Source organism: Pseudomonas sp. PsB, assembly GCF_043658375.1.
Classification (GTDB): Bacteria; Pseudomonadota; Gammaproteobacteria; order Pseudomonadales; family Pseudomonadaceae; genus Aquipseudomonas; species Aquipseudomonas putida_Z.
Map to the genome: position 1 here is coordinate 21,372 of NZ_JBIGLU010000040.1, position 16,329 is coordinate 37,700.

At 53.2% G+C, this 16,329-nt stretch carries 16 protein-coding genes and 1 pseudogene; all 17 read left to right on the forward strand.

All coding sequences use genetic code 11. The features are described 5' to 3' along the window. Positions 1 to 13: 13 nt before the first annotated feature. A pseudogene (locus ACGLHT_RS26475) lies at positions 14 to 145 on the forward strand (dTDP-4-dehydrorhamnose 3,5-epimerase); the annotation flags it as partial. A gap of 196 nt (positions 146 to 341) precedes the next feature. Then, on the forward strand, positions 342 to 1,412 hold the full coding sequence (rfbB, locus tag ACGLHT_RS26480) for a dTDP-glucose 4,6-dehydratase (RefSeq protein ID WP_274121059.1): 1,071 nt from the start codon (positions 342 to 344) through the stop codon (positions 1,410 to 1,412). Beyond that, positions 1,409 to 1,609, forward strand: a complete 201-nt coding sequence (locus ACGLHT_RS26485) for a hypothetical protein (protein ID WP_337993887.1) — start codon at positions 1,409 to 1,411, stop codon at positions 1,607 to 1,609. Before rfbB (ACGLHT_RS26480) ends, ACGLHT_RS26485 begins: the two co-directional genes overlap by 4 nt. Then, entirely contained in the window at positions 1,599 to 2,480 is an 882-nt protein-coding gene (gene rfbA / locus ACGLHT_RS26490) for a glucose-1-phosphate thymidylyltransferase RfbA (RefSeq protein WP_274121077.1), read from the forward strand. The genes ACGLHT_RS26485 and rfbA (ACGLHT_RS26490) overlap by 11 nt, the downstream gene beginning before the upstream one ends. A gap of 340 nt (positions 2,481 to 2,820) precedes the next feature. Then, entirely contained in the window at positions 2,821 to 3,819 is a 999-nt protein-coding gene (locus tag ACGLHT_RS26495) for a glycosyltransferase family 2 protein (RefSeq protein ID WP_337993886.1), read from the forward strand. A 4-nt stretch (positions 3,820 to 3,823) separates the two neighbouring features. Beyond that, complete coding sequence (rfbB, locus tag ACGLHT_RS26500; RefSeq protein WP_274121058.1) at positions 3,824 to 4,894, forward strand: dTDP-glucose 4,6-dehydratase; 1,071 nt, start codon at positions 3,824 to 3,826, stop codon at positions 4,892 to 4,894. Further along, complete coding sequence (gene rfbD / locus ACGLHT_RS26505; protein WP_274121056.1) at positions 4,891 to 5,790, forward strand: dTDP-4-dehydrorhamnose reductase; 900 nt, start codon at positions 4,891 to 4,893, stop codon at positions 5,788 to 5,790. Before rfbB (ACGLHT_RS26500) ends, rfbD begins: the two co-directional genes overlap by 4 nt. Further along, a complete protein-coding gene (gene rfbA / locus ACGLHT_RS26510) occupies positions 5,790 to 6,674 on the forward strand; it encodes a glucose-1-phosphate thymidylyltransferase RfbA (RefSeq protein ID WP_274121074.1) in 885 nt (294 codons plus the stop codon). The genes rfbD and rfbA (ACGLHT_RS26510) overlap by 1 nt, the downstream gene beginning before the upstream one ends. After that, a complete protein-coding gene (rfbC, locus tag ACGLHT_RS26515) occupies positions 6,674 to 7,231 on the forward strand; it encodes a dTDP-4-dehydrorhamnose 3,5-epimerase (RefSeq protein ID WP_274121055.1) in 558 nt (185 codons plus the stop codon). The genes rfbA (ACGLHT_RS26510) and rfbC overlap by 1 nt, the downstream gene beginning before the upstream one ends. 61 nt (positions 7,232 to 7,292) lie before the next feature. Beyond that, positions 7,293 to 8,753: an ABC transporter permease gene (locus ACGLHT_RS26520; protein ID WP_274121054.1), complete on the forward strand. Its 1,461-nt coding sequence runs from the start codon at positions 7,293 to 7,295 to the stop codon at positions 8,751 to 8,753. Next, the gene (locus tag ACGLHT_RS26525; protein ID WP_274121053.1) at positions 8,750 to 9,445 is read left to right on the forward strand and encodes an ABC transporter ATP-binding protein; all 696 of its coding nucleotides are present in this window, start codon (positions 8,750 to 8,752) and stop codon (positions 9,443 to 9,445) included. Before ACGLHT_RS26520 ends, ACGLHT_RS26525 begins: the two co-directional genes overlap by 4 nt. Positions 9,446 to 9,454: 9 nt before the next feature. Beyond that, positions 9,455 to 9,913, forward strand: a complete 459-nt coding sequence (locus ACGLHT_RS26530) for a hypothetical protein (protein ID WP_150124409.1) — start codon at positions 9,455 to 9,457, stop codon at positions 9,911 to 9,913. Between the two features lie 32 nt (positions 9,914 to 9,945). Beyond that, positions 9,946 to 11,220, forward strand: a complete 1,275-nt coding sequence (locus ACGLHT_RS26535; protein ID WP_274121052.1) for a rhamnan synthesis F family protein — start codon at positions 9,946 to 9,948, stop codon at positions 11,218 to 11,220. A gap of 54 nt (positions 11,221 to 11,274) precedes the next feature. Then, positions 11,275 to 13,125, forward strand: a complete 1,851-nt coding sequence (locus ACGLHT_RS26540; protein ID WP_274121051.1) for a hypothetical protein — start codon at positions 11,275 to 11,277, stop codon at positions 13,123 to 13,125. Continuing rightward, on the forward strand, positions 13,122 to 14,732 hold the full coding sequence (locus ACGLHT_RS26545) for an aldolase catalytic domain-containing protein (RefSeq protein ID WP_274121050.1): 1,611 nt from the start codon (positions 13,122 to 13,124) through the stop codon (positions 14,730 to 14,732). Before ACGLHT_RS26540 ends, ACGLHT_RS26545 begins: the two co-directional genes overlap by 4 nt. A gap of 5 nt (positions 14,733 to 14,737) precedes the next feature. Continuing rightward, positions 14,738 to 15,490, forward strand: coding sequence for a 3-deoxy-manno-octulosonate cytidylyltransferase (locus ACGLHT_RS26550; protein WP_061302990.1), 753 nt, complete (start codon positions 14,738 to 14,740; stop codon positions 15,488 to 15,490). Continuing rightward, positions 15,471 to 16,124, forward strand: coding sequence for an HAD family hydrolase (locus tag ACGLHT_RS26555; RefSeq protein ID WP_274121049.1), 654 nt, complete (start codon positions 15,471 to 15,473; stop codon positions 16,122 to 16,124). Before ACGLHT_RS26550 ends, ACGLHT_RS26555 begins: the two co-directional genes overlap by 20 nt. The last annotated feature ends 205 nt before the right edge of the window (positions 16,125 to 16,329 follow it).

Here is a 16,329-nt window from a genome sequence, read left to right on the forward strand (position 1 = left end):
AAAGCAATGCTGGACCCCAGGAGGCTCCAGACGCGGTTTCGCCACGTTGTCCCAGCATGCGGAATTCTCGTACAAAACCACGGTCTATAAGCCTCAGTTCAAAAGCTGCGTGACTTGGGAGGGGCCCATAGTCGGCATTCCATAATCTATTGACCCTTCCCGTTAGGCACGGATTACAGGGCAAAGTGCTGCAAGGCTTAAGCTCCGTTGACTGAGCGAAGTAGACCAGGCGGTCATGGTTCAATGTCACGATGACATCGTTCCAGCTCTCGGGCCAAGCGCCAACAAGCTAGAATCCAGGAAGGTGGAAGAGCGGACCATGACAGCGGAAGCAGACATATATGGCCATTCTGGTAACCGGCGGTGCGGGCTTCATTGGCGCGAACTTCGTGCTGGACTGGCTGGCCGGCAATGACGAGCCCGTGGTCAACCTCGATAAACTTACCTACGCAGGCAACCTGCAGACCCTGAGCAGCCTGCAGGACGACGCGCGGCACATTATCGTGCATGGCGACATTGGTGATTCCGCGCTGGTAGAGCAGCTGCTGAAAACCCACCAGCCACGCGCCATCGTCAACTTTGCCGCCGAGTCCCACGTCGACCGCTCGATCCATGGCCCGGAAGACTTCATCGAAACCAACATTGTTGGCACCTTCCGCCTGCTGGAAGCCGTACGCGCCTACTGGGGCGGCCTGGGTGAGCAGGCGCGCCAGGCCTTCCGCTTCCTGCATGTGTCCACCGACGAAGTGTACGGTTCGCTGGCCGCCGACGAACCGGCCTTCACCGAAACCCACCAGTACCAGCCCAACAGCCCGTACTCGGCCAGCAAGGCCGCCAGCGACCATCTGGTGCGCTCGTACCACCACAGCTACGGGCTACCGGTGCTGACCACCAACTGCTCGAACAACTACGGCCCTTATCACTTCCCGGAAAAGCTCATCCCGCTGATGATCGTCAACGCCCTCGCCGGCAAACCGCTGCCGGTATACGGCGACGGCCAGCAGATTCGCGACTGGTTGTACGTCAAGGACCACTGCAGCGCCATCCGCCGCGTGCTGGAAGCCGGCAAGACCGGCGAGGTGTACAACGTGGGCGGCTGGAACGAAAAGCCCAACCTGGAAATCGTCAACCGCGTGTGCGCCCTGCTGGACGAACTGCGCCCCCGTGCCGACGGCAAGCCCTACGCCGAGCAGATCACCTATGTGACCGACCGCCCAGGCCATGACCGCCGCTACGCCATCGACGCCCGCAAGCTCGAGCGCGAACTGGGTTGGAAGCCTGCCGAAACCTTCGAAACCGGCATTCGCAAGACCGTGGCCTGGTACCTCGACAACCAGGAGTGGGTGCAGAACGTACAGTCCGGCAGCTACCGCGACTGGGTCGAGAAAAACTACGCAGGGCGCTCGGCATGAAGATTCTGCTACTGGGCAAGGACGGTCAGGTAGGTTGGGAGCTGCAACGCAGCCTGGCCTCGTTGGGGCAGGACGTAGCCTCGAAAGTTCAAGCATTCCTGCCATTGATCACCGATGTGTACTCCGCTTCGGCGAAGTGGCCGACCAACCTGTGCATGTTCAGGAAACCCACGAGAAATGACCATCATGAAGCGTAAAGGCATCATTCTGGCGGGCGGGTCGGGTACCCGACTGCACCCCGCAACCCTGGCAATTTCCAAGCAACTGCTGCCGGTGTACGACAAACCGATGATCTATTACCCGCTGACCACTCTGATGCTGGCGGGCATCCATGACATCCTGATCATCTCCACCCCCCAAGACACCCCGCGCTTTGAGCAGCTGCTGGGTAACGGTCACCGCTGGGGTATCAACATCACCTACGCGGTGCAACCATCCCCGGATGGTCTGGCGCAGGCCTTCCTGATAGGCGAAGGCTTCATTGGTAACGACCCCACAGCACTGGTGCTGGGTGACAACATCTACTACGGCCACGACTTCCAGCAATTGCTGCGCAGTGCTATGGATCGTCAGGGAAGCGCCAGCGTGTTCGCGTACCACGTGCATGACCCCGAGCGCTACGGCGTAGTCGAGTTCGACGGGCAGGGCAATGCCATTAGCCTGGAAGAGAAACCAACCAAGCCCAAGTCCAGCTATGCCGTGACCGGGTTGTACTTCTACGACAATGATGTGATCGAGATTGCCAAGAGTATTCGGCCATCCGAACGGGGCGAGTTAGAGATTACCGATGTGAATCGGGCTTACCTGGAACAGCACCGGCTGTCGGTGGAGATCATGGGGCGCGGGTATGCCTGGCTGGATACCGGTACGCATGATTCGTTGCTGGAGGCGAGTGGATATATCGCGACTATCGAGCGGCGGCAGGGATTGAAGGTAGCCTGCCCGGAAGAGGTGGCATACAGGCAAGGATGGATTGGGGCCGAGGAGTTGTTGAGGCTGGCTGAGCCTTTGGCGAAGAATGGGTACGGGCAGTATCTGAGGCGGTTGGTGCAGGGAACGGTTTTTTAAGGGCGATGCGGTTCCACATTTGAAGCTGGCATTCCTTGGCGAGTGCATTGTGCCGCTGTTGGCAGCACAGGGCGAGTCTGCATTTTCTCGCCGGCTGGTCAAATTTTCAGCCTGAAAGTGACCGGGCAGATAATTTCTGTGATTTCAGTGACGATTTTGGTTGTTTTGGTTCTGTTTTTTAAAGAAAATTTTATCTGGAGCGCAAGAATTTCACGAGATATTCAGAAACTGATGCGAATGTGCTATCCTTCCTCGCGATTTTGTGCAATGGCTTTTTGATGGCACTCAAGTTTAGTTTAGGGTATCTGCGGAAGCAGTTGTCATTTCAGGGAAGGCAAGCGTGGCGGTGCTCACTCAACCCCCTGGCGTTCACACGCCGGACAGACTCCTATTCGCTCAGGAATTAAGCATTCCTGAGCTTGCGCGTGTGGCGATCCTCATGTGCACCTATAACGGTGCCAATTTCCTGTCTCAGCAGCTGGATTCTTTCGAGCGGCAAACCTATCGAAACTGGGTCCTCCACGTGTCGGATGACGCCTCGCAGGACGGTACGCTGGACGTACTCGAAGGGTACGTGGATTCGTGGGGCTCGCACCGCATCAAAGTAGTGAGTGGTCCCCAAGCCGGCTTTGTGCGTAATTTCCTTTCGCTGACCTGCAGGGCTGACATCGATGCGGATTATTTCGCGTGGTCGGACCAAGATGACGTTTGGTGCCCAAGCAAGCTCCAGGCGGCTGTAGAGTGGCTTTCGAGTGTGCCTGCCGACCAGCCTGCCCTTTATTGTGGCCGCACCCTGCTGATTTGTGACGGGGGAATCCATCGCGGGTTATCGCCAAATTTTGCCTCGCCACCGCATTTCAAAAATGCACTGGTACAGAGTATCAGCGGAGGCAACACCATGGTCTTCAACAAGGCCGCGCGTGCCTTGATCATGGAAGCCGGTGCTGAATTGACCGTGCCCTCCCACGACTGGTGGTGCTATCAGCTGATCACTGGTGCGTCTGGCGCCGTTCGCTACGACCCTGAACCCCGGGTTTTTTACCGGCAGCATGCCGACAATGTCATCGGCAGCAACTCTGACTGGTGCGCCCGCCTGCGACGCCTGGTCATGGTATTCCAAGGGCGTTTCTATGAGTGGAATGCCCAGAATATCCGTGCCTTGGAGAGCATGAGTCACCGGTTGAGCAAAGATCACCGCAAGACCCTCAAGCTGTTCAAGACAGCCCGAAAACGAAGCCTGCCTGTGCGCGTCTACAAAGTGCTCAAAGCAGGCCTGCATCGTCAGACCCTCCTTGGCAACCTTGGGTTGCTGCTCGCGACAATACTGAAAAAGATCTGATCAAATGACTATTCTGGTAACTGGTGGCGCCGGCTTCATCGGCGCCAACTTCGTGCTTGACTGGGTTGGCCAGTCGGGTGAAACCGTCATCAACCTGGACAAGCTGACCTATGCCGGGAACCTGGAGAATCTCTCCACCCTGGAAGGTAACCCGCAGCATGTGTTTGTGCATGGCGACATCGCTGACAGCCAACTGGTAGGGCAGCTGCTTGCCGAGCATCGCCCTCGTGCCATCATCAATTTTGCTGCAGAATCGCATGTTGATCGCTCCATCCATGGGCCGGAAGACTTCATCCAGACCAATATCGTTGGCACCTTCCGCTTGCTAGAGGCCGTTCGTGCTTACTGGAATGGGTTGGAAGGTAATGAGCAGCAAAAGTTCCGCTTCCTTCACGTATCCACCGACGAAGTGTACGGTTCGTTGGCTGGCGATGCGCCAGCCTTCACCGAAAAGCACCAGTACGAACCGAACAGCCCGTACTCCGCGAGCAAGGCAGCCAGCGACCACTTGGTGCGCGCGTACCACCATACCTATGGCCTGCCGGTACTGACCACCAACTGCTCGAATAACTACGGCCCGTATCACTTCCCTGAGAAGCTGATTCCGCTGATGATCGTCAATGCCCTGGCAGGCAAGGCCTTGCCGGTATACGGCGATGGCCAGCAGATTCGTGACTGGCTGTATGTGAAAGACCACTGCAGCGCCATTCGTCGCGTGCTCGAAGCAGGTGCCGTGGGCGAGGTTTACAACGTTGGCGGTTGGAACGAAAAGCCGAACCTGGAAATCGTCAATCGTGTTTGCGCCTTGCTGGACGAGTTTCGTCCACGCGCCGACGGCAAGCTCTACAGCGAACAGATCGCCTATGTTACCGACCGCCCTGGGCACGACCGCCGGTATGCGATCGATGCTCGCAAGCTGGAGCGTGAGCTGGGTTGGAAGCCTGCCGAAACATTTGAAACGGGCATTCGCAAGACCGTCCAGTGGTACCTGGAAAACCAACCGTGGGTCGAAAGCGTCCTGTCCGGTAACTACCGTGATTGGGTCGAGAAGAACTACGCCGAGCGCCGCGCATGAAAATTCTTCTGTTGGGCAAGAATGGCCAAGTGGGCTGGGAGCTGCAGCGCAGCCTCGCCCCCTTGGGCGAGGTGCTTGCCCTGGATTCGCGTAGCGTTGATTTCTGCGGTGACCTGGGCAACCTCGAAGGGCTCAAGGACACGTTGGCGCGTTATGCCCCCGACGTTATCGTTAATGCCGCCGCCTACACCGCAGTGGACAAGGCCGAATCCGAGCCGAGCCAGGCACACCTGGTCAACGCCGAGGCTGTAGCTGTAATGGCTGAGGCCGCGGCAAGCAGTGGCGCGTTGCTGGTGCATTACTCCACCGATTACGTATTCCCTGGCGACGGTACACAGGCCTGGCGCGAGACTGACGGTGTTGGCCCGCTGAACGTCTACGGCGTCAGCAAGCTGGCCGGGGAGCAGGCGATTCAGGCATCGGGCTGCCGCCACCTGGTCTTCCGCACTTGCTGGGTGTACGCAGCCCGCGGCAACAACTTCGCGAAAACCATGCTGCGACTGGCGCGTGAGCGCGACACCTTGGGCGTGATCGATGACCAGTTTGGTGCACCTACAGGGGCCGAACTGATCGCCGACGTGACGGCGCATGCCATTCCGGCTGCGCGGCACAACCCGAAGCTGGATGGTATCTACCACCTGGCAGCGGGCGGTGAAACCACATGGTGCGGTTACGCGCGCTATGTCATCAACCTGGCTGCTGCCGCTGGTCTGGAGCTGAAGGTCTCTGCCGAGGCAGTCAATGCACTCACCACAGATGCCTACCCTACGCCAGCCAAACGCCCGGCCAACTCCCGCCTGAATACCGAAAAACTGCAGAAAGCCTTCCAGCTGAATCTCCCGTCCTGGGAATACGGTGTGGCACGGATGCTGACAGAAATCATAGAGAAGCAATGATGAGTAAACGTAAAGGGATTATCCTGGCCGGTGGTTCCGGCACCCGTCTTCACCCAGCAACGCTGTCCATTTCCAAGCAGCTGTTGCCGGTATACGACAAGCCGATGATCTACTACCCGCTGACTACGCTGATGCTGGCGGGAATCCGCGACATTTTGATCATTTCCACACCGCAGGACACCCCACGCTTTGAGCAACTGCTGGGCGATGGTGCGCGTTGGGGGCTGAATATTCAGTATGCAGTCCAGCCTTCGCCGGACGGTCTGGCCCAAGCGTTCATCATTGGCGAGCAGTTTATCGGCAATGATCTGTCGGCGTTGGTGCTGGGCGATAATATCTTCTACGGCCATCACTTCAATGAACTGCTGCATAGCGCAACAGCGCGTGATCATGGCGCGACCGTGTTTGCCTATCACGTCAACGACCCTGAGCGTTACGGTGTGGTCGAGTTCAACGACCAGGGCAAAGCTGTCAGCTTGGAAGAGAAGCCGCTGCAGCCTAAGTCGAACTACGCGGTTACCGGTCTGTACTTCTATGACCAGCAAGTGGTTGAGATTGCAAAGAGCATCCAGCCTTCGCCGCGTGGCGAACTGGAGATCACTGACCTTAATCGCATCTACATGGAGCAGGGCAGCCTGTCTGTCGAGATCATGGGGCGCGGCTACGCATGGCTCGACACTGGCACCCACGACTCGCTGCTCGAGGCCAGCCACTACATCGCTACCATCGAGCACCGCCAGGGCCTTAAGGTTGCGTGCCCTGAAGAAGTTGCTTTCCGCCAGCAATGGATCACTGCTGAACAGCTGGAAAAACTGGCTGCGCCGCTGGCCAAGAATGGTTATGGCCAATACCTGAAACGCCTGCTGCAGGAAAAAATTTACTAATGAAAGCTACTCCTTTGGCTATTCCCGAAGTCATTTTGTTTGAGCCTCGGGTTTTCGGTGATGACCGTGGCTTCTTCTTCGAAAGCTTCAACCAGAAGGTTTTTGATGAAGTGGTAGGCCGCGAAGTCAATTTTGTGCAGGACAACCATTCCCGCTCTGCCAAGGGCGTACTGCGCGGGCTGCACTACCAGCTGCAGCAAGCACAGGGCAAGTTGGTGCGTGTAGTCCAGGGTGAAGTGTTCGACGTTGCTGTAGATGTCCGTCGTGATTCGCCCACCTTTGGCAAATGGGTGGGGGCGCACCTGTCCGCAGAAAACAAGCATCAGCTGTGGGTGCCGGAAGGATTCGCGCACGGCTTTGTCGTCCTCTCGGAAGCGGCAGAGTTCCTGTACAAAACCACCGACTTCTACGCCCCAGCGCACGAGCGCTGCATCATCTGGAACGACCCGGATATCGGAATTGACTGGCCGATAGACTTTGAACCACAGCTGTCGGCGAAAGACCTGCTTGGCAAGCGGTTGGCCGAGGTTGATGTGTTCGAGAATTACAGCAAATAAAACCACGGTAGCGATCGACGAGACGCAGGGCTAATGCCCTGCGTTTTGCGCATTGGAACTTATGACTCAGATAGAAAACCTCGCACCCGCACAGGCATTCGAATTGGCGAACGCGTTGATGCGGCAGAAACGCTGGGTGGAGGCGGCTACGCTATGGCAGGCCTTCCGCGAGCAATATAAGGGCCACCCTGCGCCATGGTTGCAAGGCGCTGTCTGCTGCTTTAAGCAAGAGCAGTATGAACAAGCGGGCGAGCTTTTAGAATTTAGTCGACACCGTTTCGATAAGCACGTCTCCACCTGGTTGATCAGTGCAGACTGGGCCCAGGTGCAAGGTGAGGCGGCGCTCGAAGCGCAGCTGCTGGTGCAAGGTCGTGCGGTGCTGGGTGACTGTTGGGAGTTACTTTGCCGTACTGCCGCGTTGGCAATGCGCAACGGTGATGTTACCGCCGCGAAGGCGCATAACCTCACTGCTCGCAATGTGGCCCCCGATAAAGTTGAGCCGCTGGTCCAAGCTGCGGACATCGCCGAAAAGCTAGAGCAGTGGGAAGAAGTCGCTGAGTATTGGAACGCTGTAGTCGCTTTGAAGCCAGCACACCCCCAGGCCTATCAAAAGCTTTCGCAGGCCTACGAGCGGGCAGGGCAACACGCATTGGCGCGGCGATATCGGTTGGCAATGCAATATGGTGCCGAAATATTAAATACGCCGGAGCCTGCTGTAAAAGATGAACTAAAAAAAGCCAAAGGCTCGGCATCCTCGGTTATGCACTTTGCTACTTTGGTGGTAACCAAGGCCATTTTGAACCTGAAGTCAGAGTCTTCGCGCACCCACCTTAATTACGCTTGGGTGGTGCTGGAGCCACTGCTGCATCTCGTTATTTATTATTTCCTGTTCGGCAGAGTCTTGAATGCGGGGGTCGAGAATTACGGCCTATTCCTGCTCTGCGGTTTAGTGCCCTGGATGTGGTTCACCAAAGCGGTGTCGACCAGTGCAACCAGCATATTGGGCGGTCAGTCACTGATGCTGAACAGTAACGTTCAGCCCGCCTTTTTTCCGCTTGTCAATATTGTGCAGTCGACGTTCAAGCAGTTGCCAGCCATGCTATTGCTAATCGTTCTACGCTTTGTAGCTGACGATGACAGTTTGAGCTTGAGCCTTATTTATTTCCCGCTAATCGTGGTGCTACAGTTTCTGCTGACCATCGTGCTGAGTATGCTGCTTGCAGCGCTTGTTTCAATGGTCCGTGACATTGCCAATATCGTTGGTACGGGCTTGACCCTGTTGATGATCCTTTCGGGGGTGATCTATAACTACCAATCTCTGCCTGGGAGGGTAGCAGAGTGGGTTCAATACAACCCGCTGGCGGTCATAATTTCTGCTTATCGCCAGGTGATTCTGCAGGGCACTGCTCCTGAAATACAAGGGTTGCTCTATGTGCTTGCAGTAAGCATTGCTTTGGGAGCTGTCAATTACGTTGTTTACAAGCTGCAGCGGAAAAAGTTTGTAAGGCGAGGCATGGCATGAAGTCTGATGTAGTCCTTTCGCTGCGTAACGTAGGTGTGCGGTTCAAGCTGAATGGTAAGCGAGGGTTCCATGAGCCCTTGAAAGGCATTGACCTGGATATCAAGGCTGGCGAAACGCTCGGCATTCTTGGCAGGAATGGCGCAGGCAAGTCGACGTTGCTCAAAGTTCTGTCGGGCGCATTGACCCCCGATTCGGGCGAGGTTTTGAACCATGGCGCCTCGGTGGCCTTGCTGGCCTTGCAGGCGGGCTTCGACAGCAATCTTACCGGTCGAGATAACGCAATTTTTGGCGGCATGCTACTGGGGCATCCCAAAAAGTGCGTTATCGAACGGGTAGAAGAAATAAAGGCCTATTCGGAGCTGGGTGATTATTTCGAGGAACCGGTGAGAAACTACTCGACGGGTATGGCCTCTCGATTGGGGTTTGCCATCAGCACCATCATGAGTCCCGATGTGATTCTGGTCGATGAGGTGCTTAGCGTTGGTGACGCCAGCTTCAAGAAGAAGGCTGAGCGTACTATGATTCAAAAAATTGCGTCAGGCCAAACAGTTGTACTCGTATCGCACTCTCAAGGCCAGATTGCCGCTTTGTGCGACCGTTGCGTCATCTTGGAGGGGGGCAAGCTCATCACAGGAGAAAGTGTTGGGCAGGTCATGAAACTCTACGAAGAAATTATTGAAAATAAACGTTAGGGAAATTGCATGAGCATGAAATACGTGTTGATTCCAGCAGTAATCGTAATGGCGCTCGCTGGTTGTGGTGGTGAGAACTCCGTTGCGTCGTTGCCAGTAGAAAAATCTAATCGCTGTGCATTAGATTTGGTACAAGGAAGTAAAGATCGGGGGGTGAAGGTTCGTCAGGGTGTTGTTGAGCTTCGCGGGTGGGCACTTGGTTCCGACAGCGCTGCAGGAACCGGAAAGCTCGTTGTAACAATGAAAAATGCTCAAGGCGATGTCTATACTTTTGAAGAAAGCTCGCGTTATGATCGCTTAGACGTCGCTAAAGCATTTAATGACGAAAAGTACACAAAATCAGGTTTCTTCATTCGTGCGGATCTTTCTACGCTGCCAGTTGGTGCCTACGGTATTCTGATCAAAACTCCGGAGAAAGATCGTGTTGTTGCTTGCTCGGTGAGCAAGAATATTATTGTTGAATCGTGATCTTTTAACTGGTTATTGATTGAGGGGCCGTTGTGGGTATTTTTCAGAAATTGTCGGATCAGCTTCGCTACCCGGCAGCATACGCTTATGTTTCGCTTCAGTCTCGGATGAACTGGTTCAGGAGTTTGGGCAAGGCAGACAGCGTGCTGTATTCGTCCAGTTATGCTGGCCAGAAAATTGTTCTGATGGCATTGTTTCAGAAAGGCGAGATTCGTAACGATGTAGTTCATTTTCTTCGTGCGGCCAAAGAGGCGGGTTTGTACGTTGTCTGTGTAAATACGTTAAAAATAAAAAATCCCGAACGGTATAGCGATATCATTGATTGCTATGTTGAAAAGTATAATTACGGTCGAGACTTTGGTAGTTATAAGTCTGGCTTTAACTATCTCTACTCCAGTGGGCTTGCTGAGCAGTGTCCTCGAATGATGCTTGTGAATGATAGCGTCTTCTTTAGTCGCAAGCATAACGCGCAATTTCTTCATGAGATGTTTGATTCCAGCGTCGAGGCGTTAGGGGCGACCGAGAATTATGAGATCGAGCATCACCTTGGGTCGTTCTGTATTGCCTTGAGTAATAACGTTCTCAATCATCCTAGGCTGAAGAAGTATTGGAAAGACTATAAATGTACTGACGTACGCCCTGTGGTTATAAAAACAGGTGAAATGGAGCTTTCTAAAACGCTGAAGCGTATTGTGAGTTCGCCCAACAATTTCCGTTCGCTATATGATATTGGTCGTGCGTCGGAGCTTTTGCATGGCAGCGATGAGGTGCTGGAAGATATTGCTCGCCTGTCGCGAAATTCCGAGCTTTTACACTGGCCACGATTTTCTTTTTCTGCTGTTAGTAAGGATGTTATTAGCAAGTATCTTCATTCTCCAGCCGCGATCGCTGGTGTTTCGGCATTGAATGCCGATTTTGATTCGCTGTCGGAAGTTGAAGTGCACTATGCTGATTCTTTGAGTGGATTCTCTGAGTTTGTCTGTGGTGCTGTGACAAACTCTTCATCCGCAGCTGGAAGTATCCGTTCGACTGTAAAGGGGGAGGTCATTTCCAACTTCATCGGTTGCTTTGCGCATGGCTCTCAGATCCATCAGAATGGTATCTTCCTCCATCGTATCGGTTTGCCAATTATTAAGTTGGATGGTGTTTATCGCGGTATGTTCGTATCCAAAGATATCGAAAATATTGCACTGGATCTCGAGCCGGACCAGCGCGGTGAGTTTCGCTGGATCATGTACTCGCGCCCATTTGGTGGTGATGTATTGATTGGTTGGAAACGTGCGGCATTTTTACGCGGTTTGATTTGAGGTTTGCGAGTCCCGAATACTGACTGGTAGATCTTTTTACGTAAGGAAGGAAAGGTGCATCCTGATTTTTTAGAGCTTTCCGTGCTCGATAAAGCTAAGTCAAACTTAAAGCGAGTTGTGCCTCACTCGTGCCTGGATACACCATCCCATCGACAATTGGGCAATGGAAAGTTATCTTTTGCGGGTTGGTTCTTGAAAGATCACCATGTCTCCGATATCCATTTAGTAATTAGGAATGGGCGTGCGGAGCATCAGGTCTATGCAACGGTCGAGCGTCGTGATGTGCTGAGCAGTGTCCTAAGGGTCTCACAGGATCTGCTAAGTGTGCATCCTCAGTTGCACTGCGGGTTCAAAGTGACTATCGAGGTGGACCTAAATCAGCCTGTCGACATTATTTTTGTAGTTGATAACGAGGAATACCCCTGGCGGGTGATTCATGCCGCGGCAACTGGTTTCAAAGCTGCCAGTCTGCAAAATCTATGGTCTGAGTTTGTCAATTGCAAAGATATTAGAAAGCTTGCGGCGGATTTGTCCGGTTTCTTAGCAAAAATCAGTGATGCAGTCCTCGATGATATTATATTTCGAGGAGTGCAGGTTTGCAGTTTGAAGGAATTAAGTTCTGGTAAGGTTCCTGCGGAACTGTCTCGAGCCGTACCGTTCTTAAAATATGTTACCTCTAGTGACTTCTGCATTGATGCGGTGGAGACTGCGCTTTCACAAGGATCAGTCATTGTTCCCGATCCTTTCGGCTATGGTATGGCCTGCTGTAATGAAAGCTATGTGATGGGCAATGAGATAAATGTGCTTAGATTTATCTCGTCCACAGGTGAAGCGTGCTTTGTATTTCAGCATGTTGGTTCGGCGGACGCTATATATTTCCCTACTAAAAATATTATTGCGCTGACCCCGCACTTGTCTGATGGTCTTGTAAGGGGCTTCATTTACAAGCTTGTCAGAAGTATGGTTGAGGTTTCGGCGTACGCTTCGGGTGGGCGAGGTTTTTCTGGGATTATTGCATCACATAGTCGTCCTTATCATTTTTACTACGATGTGGCTCCCGCAGTCGGTGCTCTTCATGATGCCCGGTTCTTAGAGCGCTTGCCGAGTATCATTCATTACAAGGGGGCTGATTTCTGTTCCCTTTCGAGTTTGTATGGCGTAAATGTCCCTGAAGCTTTACTGACGCCTGATGAGGTGTGGAGTAAGGTGACAAAAACCAAGGGCTTCTATTTTCATGTGGGCTCTGTATTCGATCAGACACGAGTTGATTGCGTTAATCGGTTTGATCGTAGATTTGTCTCCTTGGCACGGAAGGGGATGGTTTCACTAGATCCAACAATTACAAAAGGGTTAATGTCCTGTTATCCGCTGATTTGGTTTGGGGTTACAGTCCAGAAGCGTTCATGGCTTGAACAGATTGACTCTGCGGTCAATATACTGAATTCGCTTAAGGCTCTATACCCGGAGGTTGGGGTCGTATTTGATGGATGGACCTCGCCGATGCATCCAACACCAAGAGATCAGCGTGAGACCGATCTCGATAATGGCGTTGTAAAGGAAATTAGAAAGAGTCTGGATCCTTCGATTCCTGTTTTTAATGTGGTTGGCGCGGATAGTGTCAAAAAAATTCAATATGCAAGCTTTGTCGATGCTTATGTAGGTAACTCTGGCACAGGTGGTCTACATGTTGCTAGGTTTGCAGGGCGCCCAGGAGTGGCGCACTTGAATACGAAAATGCTTAATGCGAATAATCACATTCGCAAGCGAACCCGCCTCATAGACGTCAAGCATATTGTTGATCGTCCTGAGGACTCTGACTTGAGAATGGATTTTATCAGTTACAGTCTGGACTGGCAGGTTGTGTATAACGAACTGGTTCAGGTTATTGAGGGAGGTTCAAAGTGAGTGGGAGTACTGTTATCGATTGCACCCTGCGCGATGGTGGTTACTATAATTCTTGGGATTTTCCGGAAGATGTAGTTGATGACTACCTGAAGGCAATGGCTGCTGCCGGTGTGAACGTCGTCGAGCTGGGCTTACGCTCTCTGAAAAACTCCGGTTTCAAGGGCGCGAGCGCTTTTACCACCGATCATTACATCCGCAGTCTCGATGTACCTGGCTCACTTTCAGTCGCAGTCATGATTAATGCTGTGGAGCTGCTCGGAAGTGACCTGCCGATGGAAGAGGTCTTGAGCCGGCTGTTTCCAGAGACCGCGGCGACGTCGCCTGTGGAACTCGTACGTATCGCCTGCCATGTACACGAATTCGAACAGTCACTTCCTGCATCGGCCTGGCTGAAAGAGCGCGGTTTCCAGGTCGGGTTCAACCTCATGCAGATTGCTGACCGTAATCAGCAGGAAGTCGAGACTTTGGCCGCCGCAGCCGCCAACTGGCCATTGGATGTTCTGTATTTCGCTGACAGCATGGGCAGCATGAGCCCTGACCAAGTGGCACAGGTTGTCGGTTGGCTGCGCTCGCGCTGGAAGGGCCCTCTGGGTATTCACACTCATGACAACATGGGCTTGGCACTACAAAACACTCTGCGCGCCTTGGACGAAGGCGTCACTTGGTTGGACGCCACCGTTACCGGCATGGGGCGTGGCCCCGGTAATGCGAAAACTGAGTACTTGGTCATCGAACTCTCGGAGCGCAGTGGGCTAAGCGCTAACGTTGTTCCCTTGATGGGCGTGATCAATCGCTACTTCCGTCCTCTGCAGCATGAGTGTGGGTGGGGTACCAATACTTACTATTACCTGGCGGGTAAGTATGGGATACACCCTACCTACATCCAGGAAATGCTGGGCGACTCGCGTTATGGCGAAGAAGATATCCTGGCTGTTATAGAGCACCTGCGTGTTGAGGGTGGCAAAAAATTCAGCTCGCGCACATTGAATTCCGCCCGGGTCTTCTATCAGAGCCCTACGCAGGGGAGCTGGGCGCCCGCAGAGGTATTAGCGGGTCGCGATGTGTTGCTGCTGGGGACCGGGCCTGGTGTAGAAAAGCATAGGGCTGCGATCGAGGCCTATATCCGTAGGTGCAAGCCGTTTGTAATGGCACTCAACACACAAGCGAAAATTGCTTCGGAATTGATTGATGTGAGAGTGGCTTGCCATCCGGTTCGTCTGCTAGCTGACTGCGCAGAGCATGCTCGTTTGCCGCAGCCGCTGGTAACCCCCGCTAGCATGCTACCAGAAGATGTAAGGCAAGCATTGGGGGAGACGACCCTTCTTGACTTCGGGATTACCGTCAACTCGGATATGTTTGAGTTCAACTCAACACACTGCACGTTGCCGACCTCTTTGGTATTTGCTTACGCGTTGGCCATCGCTGCTAGCGGGGATGCGCGTTCGATCAATTTGGCAGGGTTCGATGGGTATGGCGCAGATGACCCGCGTACAGCTGAAGTTGAGTCTGTGCTGGAACTGTTCCTCAAGTCGACGCCGGAGTTGCCCGTCACCGCAGTAACGCCTTCGCGTTATGCGATCGAATCCAAATCTATTTATGCGATCTGACTAATATGAAATCAGTTGTCGTTATTCCCGCGCGCTATAAATCGTCACGGTTCCCAGGCAAGCCTTTGGTGAATCTGCTGGGAAAACCCATGATCCTTTGGGTGGCGGAGCTGTCTGCCAAAGCGGTCGGCCAGGAAAACGTTTTTGTTGCTACCGAAGATGACCGCATAGCGCAGGTAGTGGAAGGTGCTGGCTTCAATGTGGTGATGACGAGCAGCACGGCCCTGACTGGGACTGACCGTCTGGCAGAGGCTGCTCAGCAAATTGAGGCTGACATCTACATCAACGTACAAGGTGATGAGCCGCTGATTGATCCTGTTGATATCCAGAAAGTTCTTGAGCTCAAGAAGGTGGCAATGGATTCGGTGGTGAACGGTTACTGCTGGATTGATGATGCCGAAGACCCAAACAGCGTCAATATTCCTAAAGTGGTCACTACTGAAAAAGGTGACCTGATGTACATGTCTCGCCTACCGGTTCCTGGTTTTAAAGATCCGGCCGTTGCGCCAAGCCGCTACAAAAAACAAGTCTGCATTTATGGATTCACCCGCCAGCAACTGGATAGCTACGCCAGCTTTGGCCGAAAAGGTGAGGTAGAAAGCAGCGAGGACATCGAAATTCTGCGGTTCCTCGAGTTGGGTGTGCCGGTCAAAATGGTCGAAACCAGCGGTGGTAGCCTGGCGGTGGATGTACCTACCGATGTAGATGTTGTAGAGCGTGCGCTGCAGGAGCTTGGGTTTGAACTTGCAAAAGTATAAAACAATAATTTTTGATTGTGATGGCGTGGTTTTAGATTCGAATCGCGTAAAAACACAGGCGTTCTACTTGGCCGCACTGCGCTACGGTGAAGCAGCTGCGCAAGCGCTCGTCGAGCATCATACTGCCAACGGCGGCATATCCAGGTTTAAAAAGTTTGAATACTTTTTAAATGAAATAGTGGGTGTGCGCTCGGATGAGACGGGCATGCAATACCTGCTAGATGCCTATAGCAAGGAAGTTGCGGATGGCCTGATGCAATGTAAAATTGCAGAGGGCCTTGAGGATCTTCGATGCGCTTCGCCGAATGCTAAATGGCTGATTGTCTCTGGTGGTGCTCAGGTCGAGTTGAGGCATGTGTTTTCTGAACGGGGCATATCTGATTACTTCGATGGCGGGATTTTTGGCAGTCCCGATCCCAAAGACACCATTTTCGCCCGGGAAATCGCTTCGGGTAACATTGAATTCCCTGCGCTCTTTATTGGGGATAGTCGTTACGATCATACGGTTTCTGAAATGTTCAAGACCGATTTTGTCTTTGTCTCGGCCTGGACGGAGTTCAAGGGCTGGCAGGATTACTTTGCAAATATTGGGGTAACCTGCAAATCCGCATTGTCGGATTTAATTACTCAGTAAAGATAGCACCGTGCGCTGCATACTCTGTGGCGCAATGGATTATCCATTTGCGTTATCGCTGCCTGGCAATGTCTGCCGTTTTAGAGGCATCACCATGCATCAAGGACCCCCGCAATGGCGTATTACCGTAGTAAGCGCTCCATAAACCCCACCTAACCAAAGATGGGCAGCGCACCTAGCTGTGTATGTGAGGTGTGCAATTCCA

Coding starts and splice junctions, on each gene's coding strand:
- rfbB (WP_274121059.1), top strand. CDS start 342: ATGGCCATTCTGGTAACCGGCGGTGCGGGCTTCATTGGCGCGAACTTC.
- ACGLHT_RS26485 (WP_337993887.1), top strand. CDS start 1,409: ATGAAGATTCTGCTACTGGGCAAGGACGGTCAGGTAGGTTGGGAGCTG.
- rfbA (WP_274121077.1), top strand. CDS start 1,599: ATGAAGCGTAAAGGCATCATTCTGGCGGGCGGGTCGGGTACCCGACTG.
- rfbB (WP_274121058.1), top strand. CDS start 3,824: ATGACTATTCTGGTAACTGGTGGCGCCGGCTTCATCGGCGCCAACTTC.
- rfbD (WP_274121056.1), top strand. CDS start 4,891: ATGAAAATTCTTCTGTTGGGCAAGAATGGCCAAGTGGGCTGGGAGCTG.
- rfbA (WP_274121074.1), top strand. CDS start 5,790: ATGAGTAAACGTAAAGGGATTATCCTGGCCGGTGGTTCCGGCACCCGT.
- rfbC (WP_274121055.1), top strand. CDS start 6,674: ATGAAAGCTACTCCTTTGGCTATTCCCGAAGTCATTTTGTTTGAGCCT.
- ACGLHT_RS26520 (WP_274121054.1), top strand. CDS start 7,293: ATGACTCAGATAGAAAACCTCGCACCCGCACAGGCATTCGAATTGGCG.
- ACGLHT_RS26525 (WP_274121053.1), top strand. CDS start 8,750: ATGAAGTCTGATGTAGTCCTTTCGCTGCGTAACGTAGGTGTGCGGTTC.
- ACGLHT_RS26530 (WP_150124409.1), top strand. CDS start 9,455: ATGAGCATGAAATACGTGTTGATTCCAGCAGTAATCGTAATGGCGCTC.
- ACGLHT_RS26550 (WP_061302990.1), top strand. CDS start 14,738: ATGAAATCAGTTGTCGTTATTCCCGCGCGCTATAAATCGTCACGGTTC.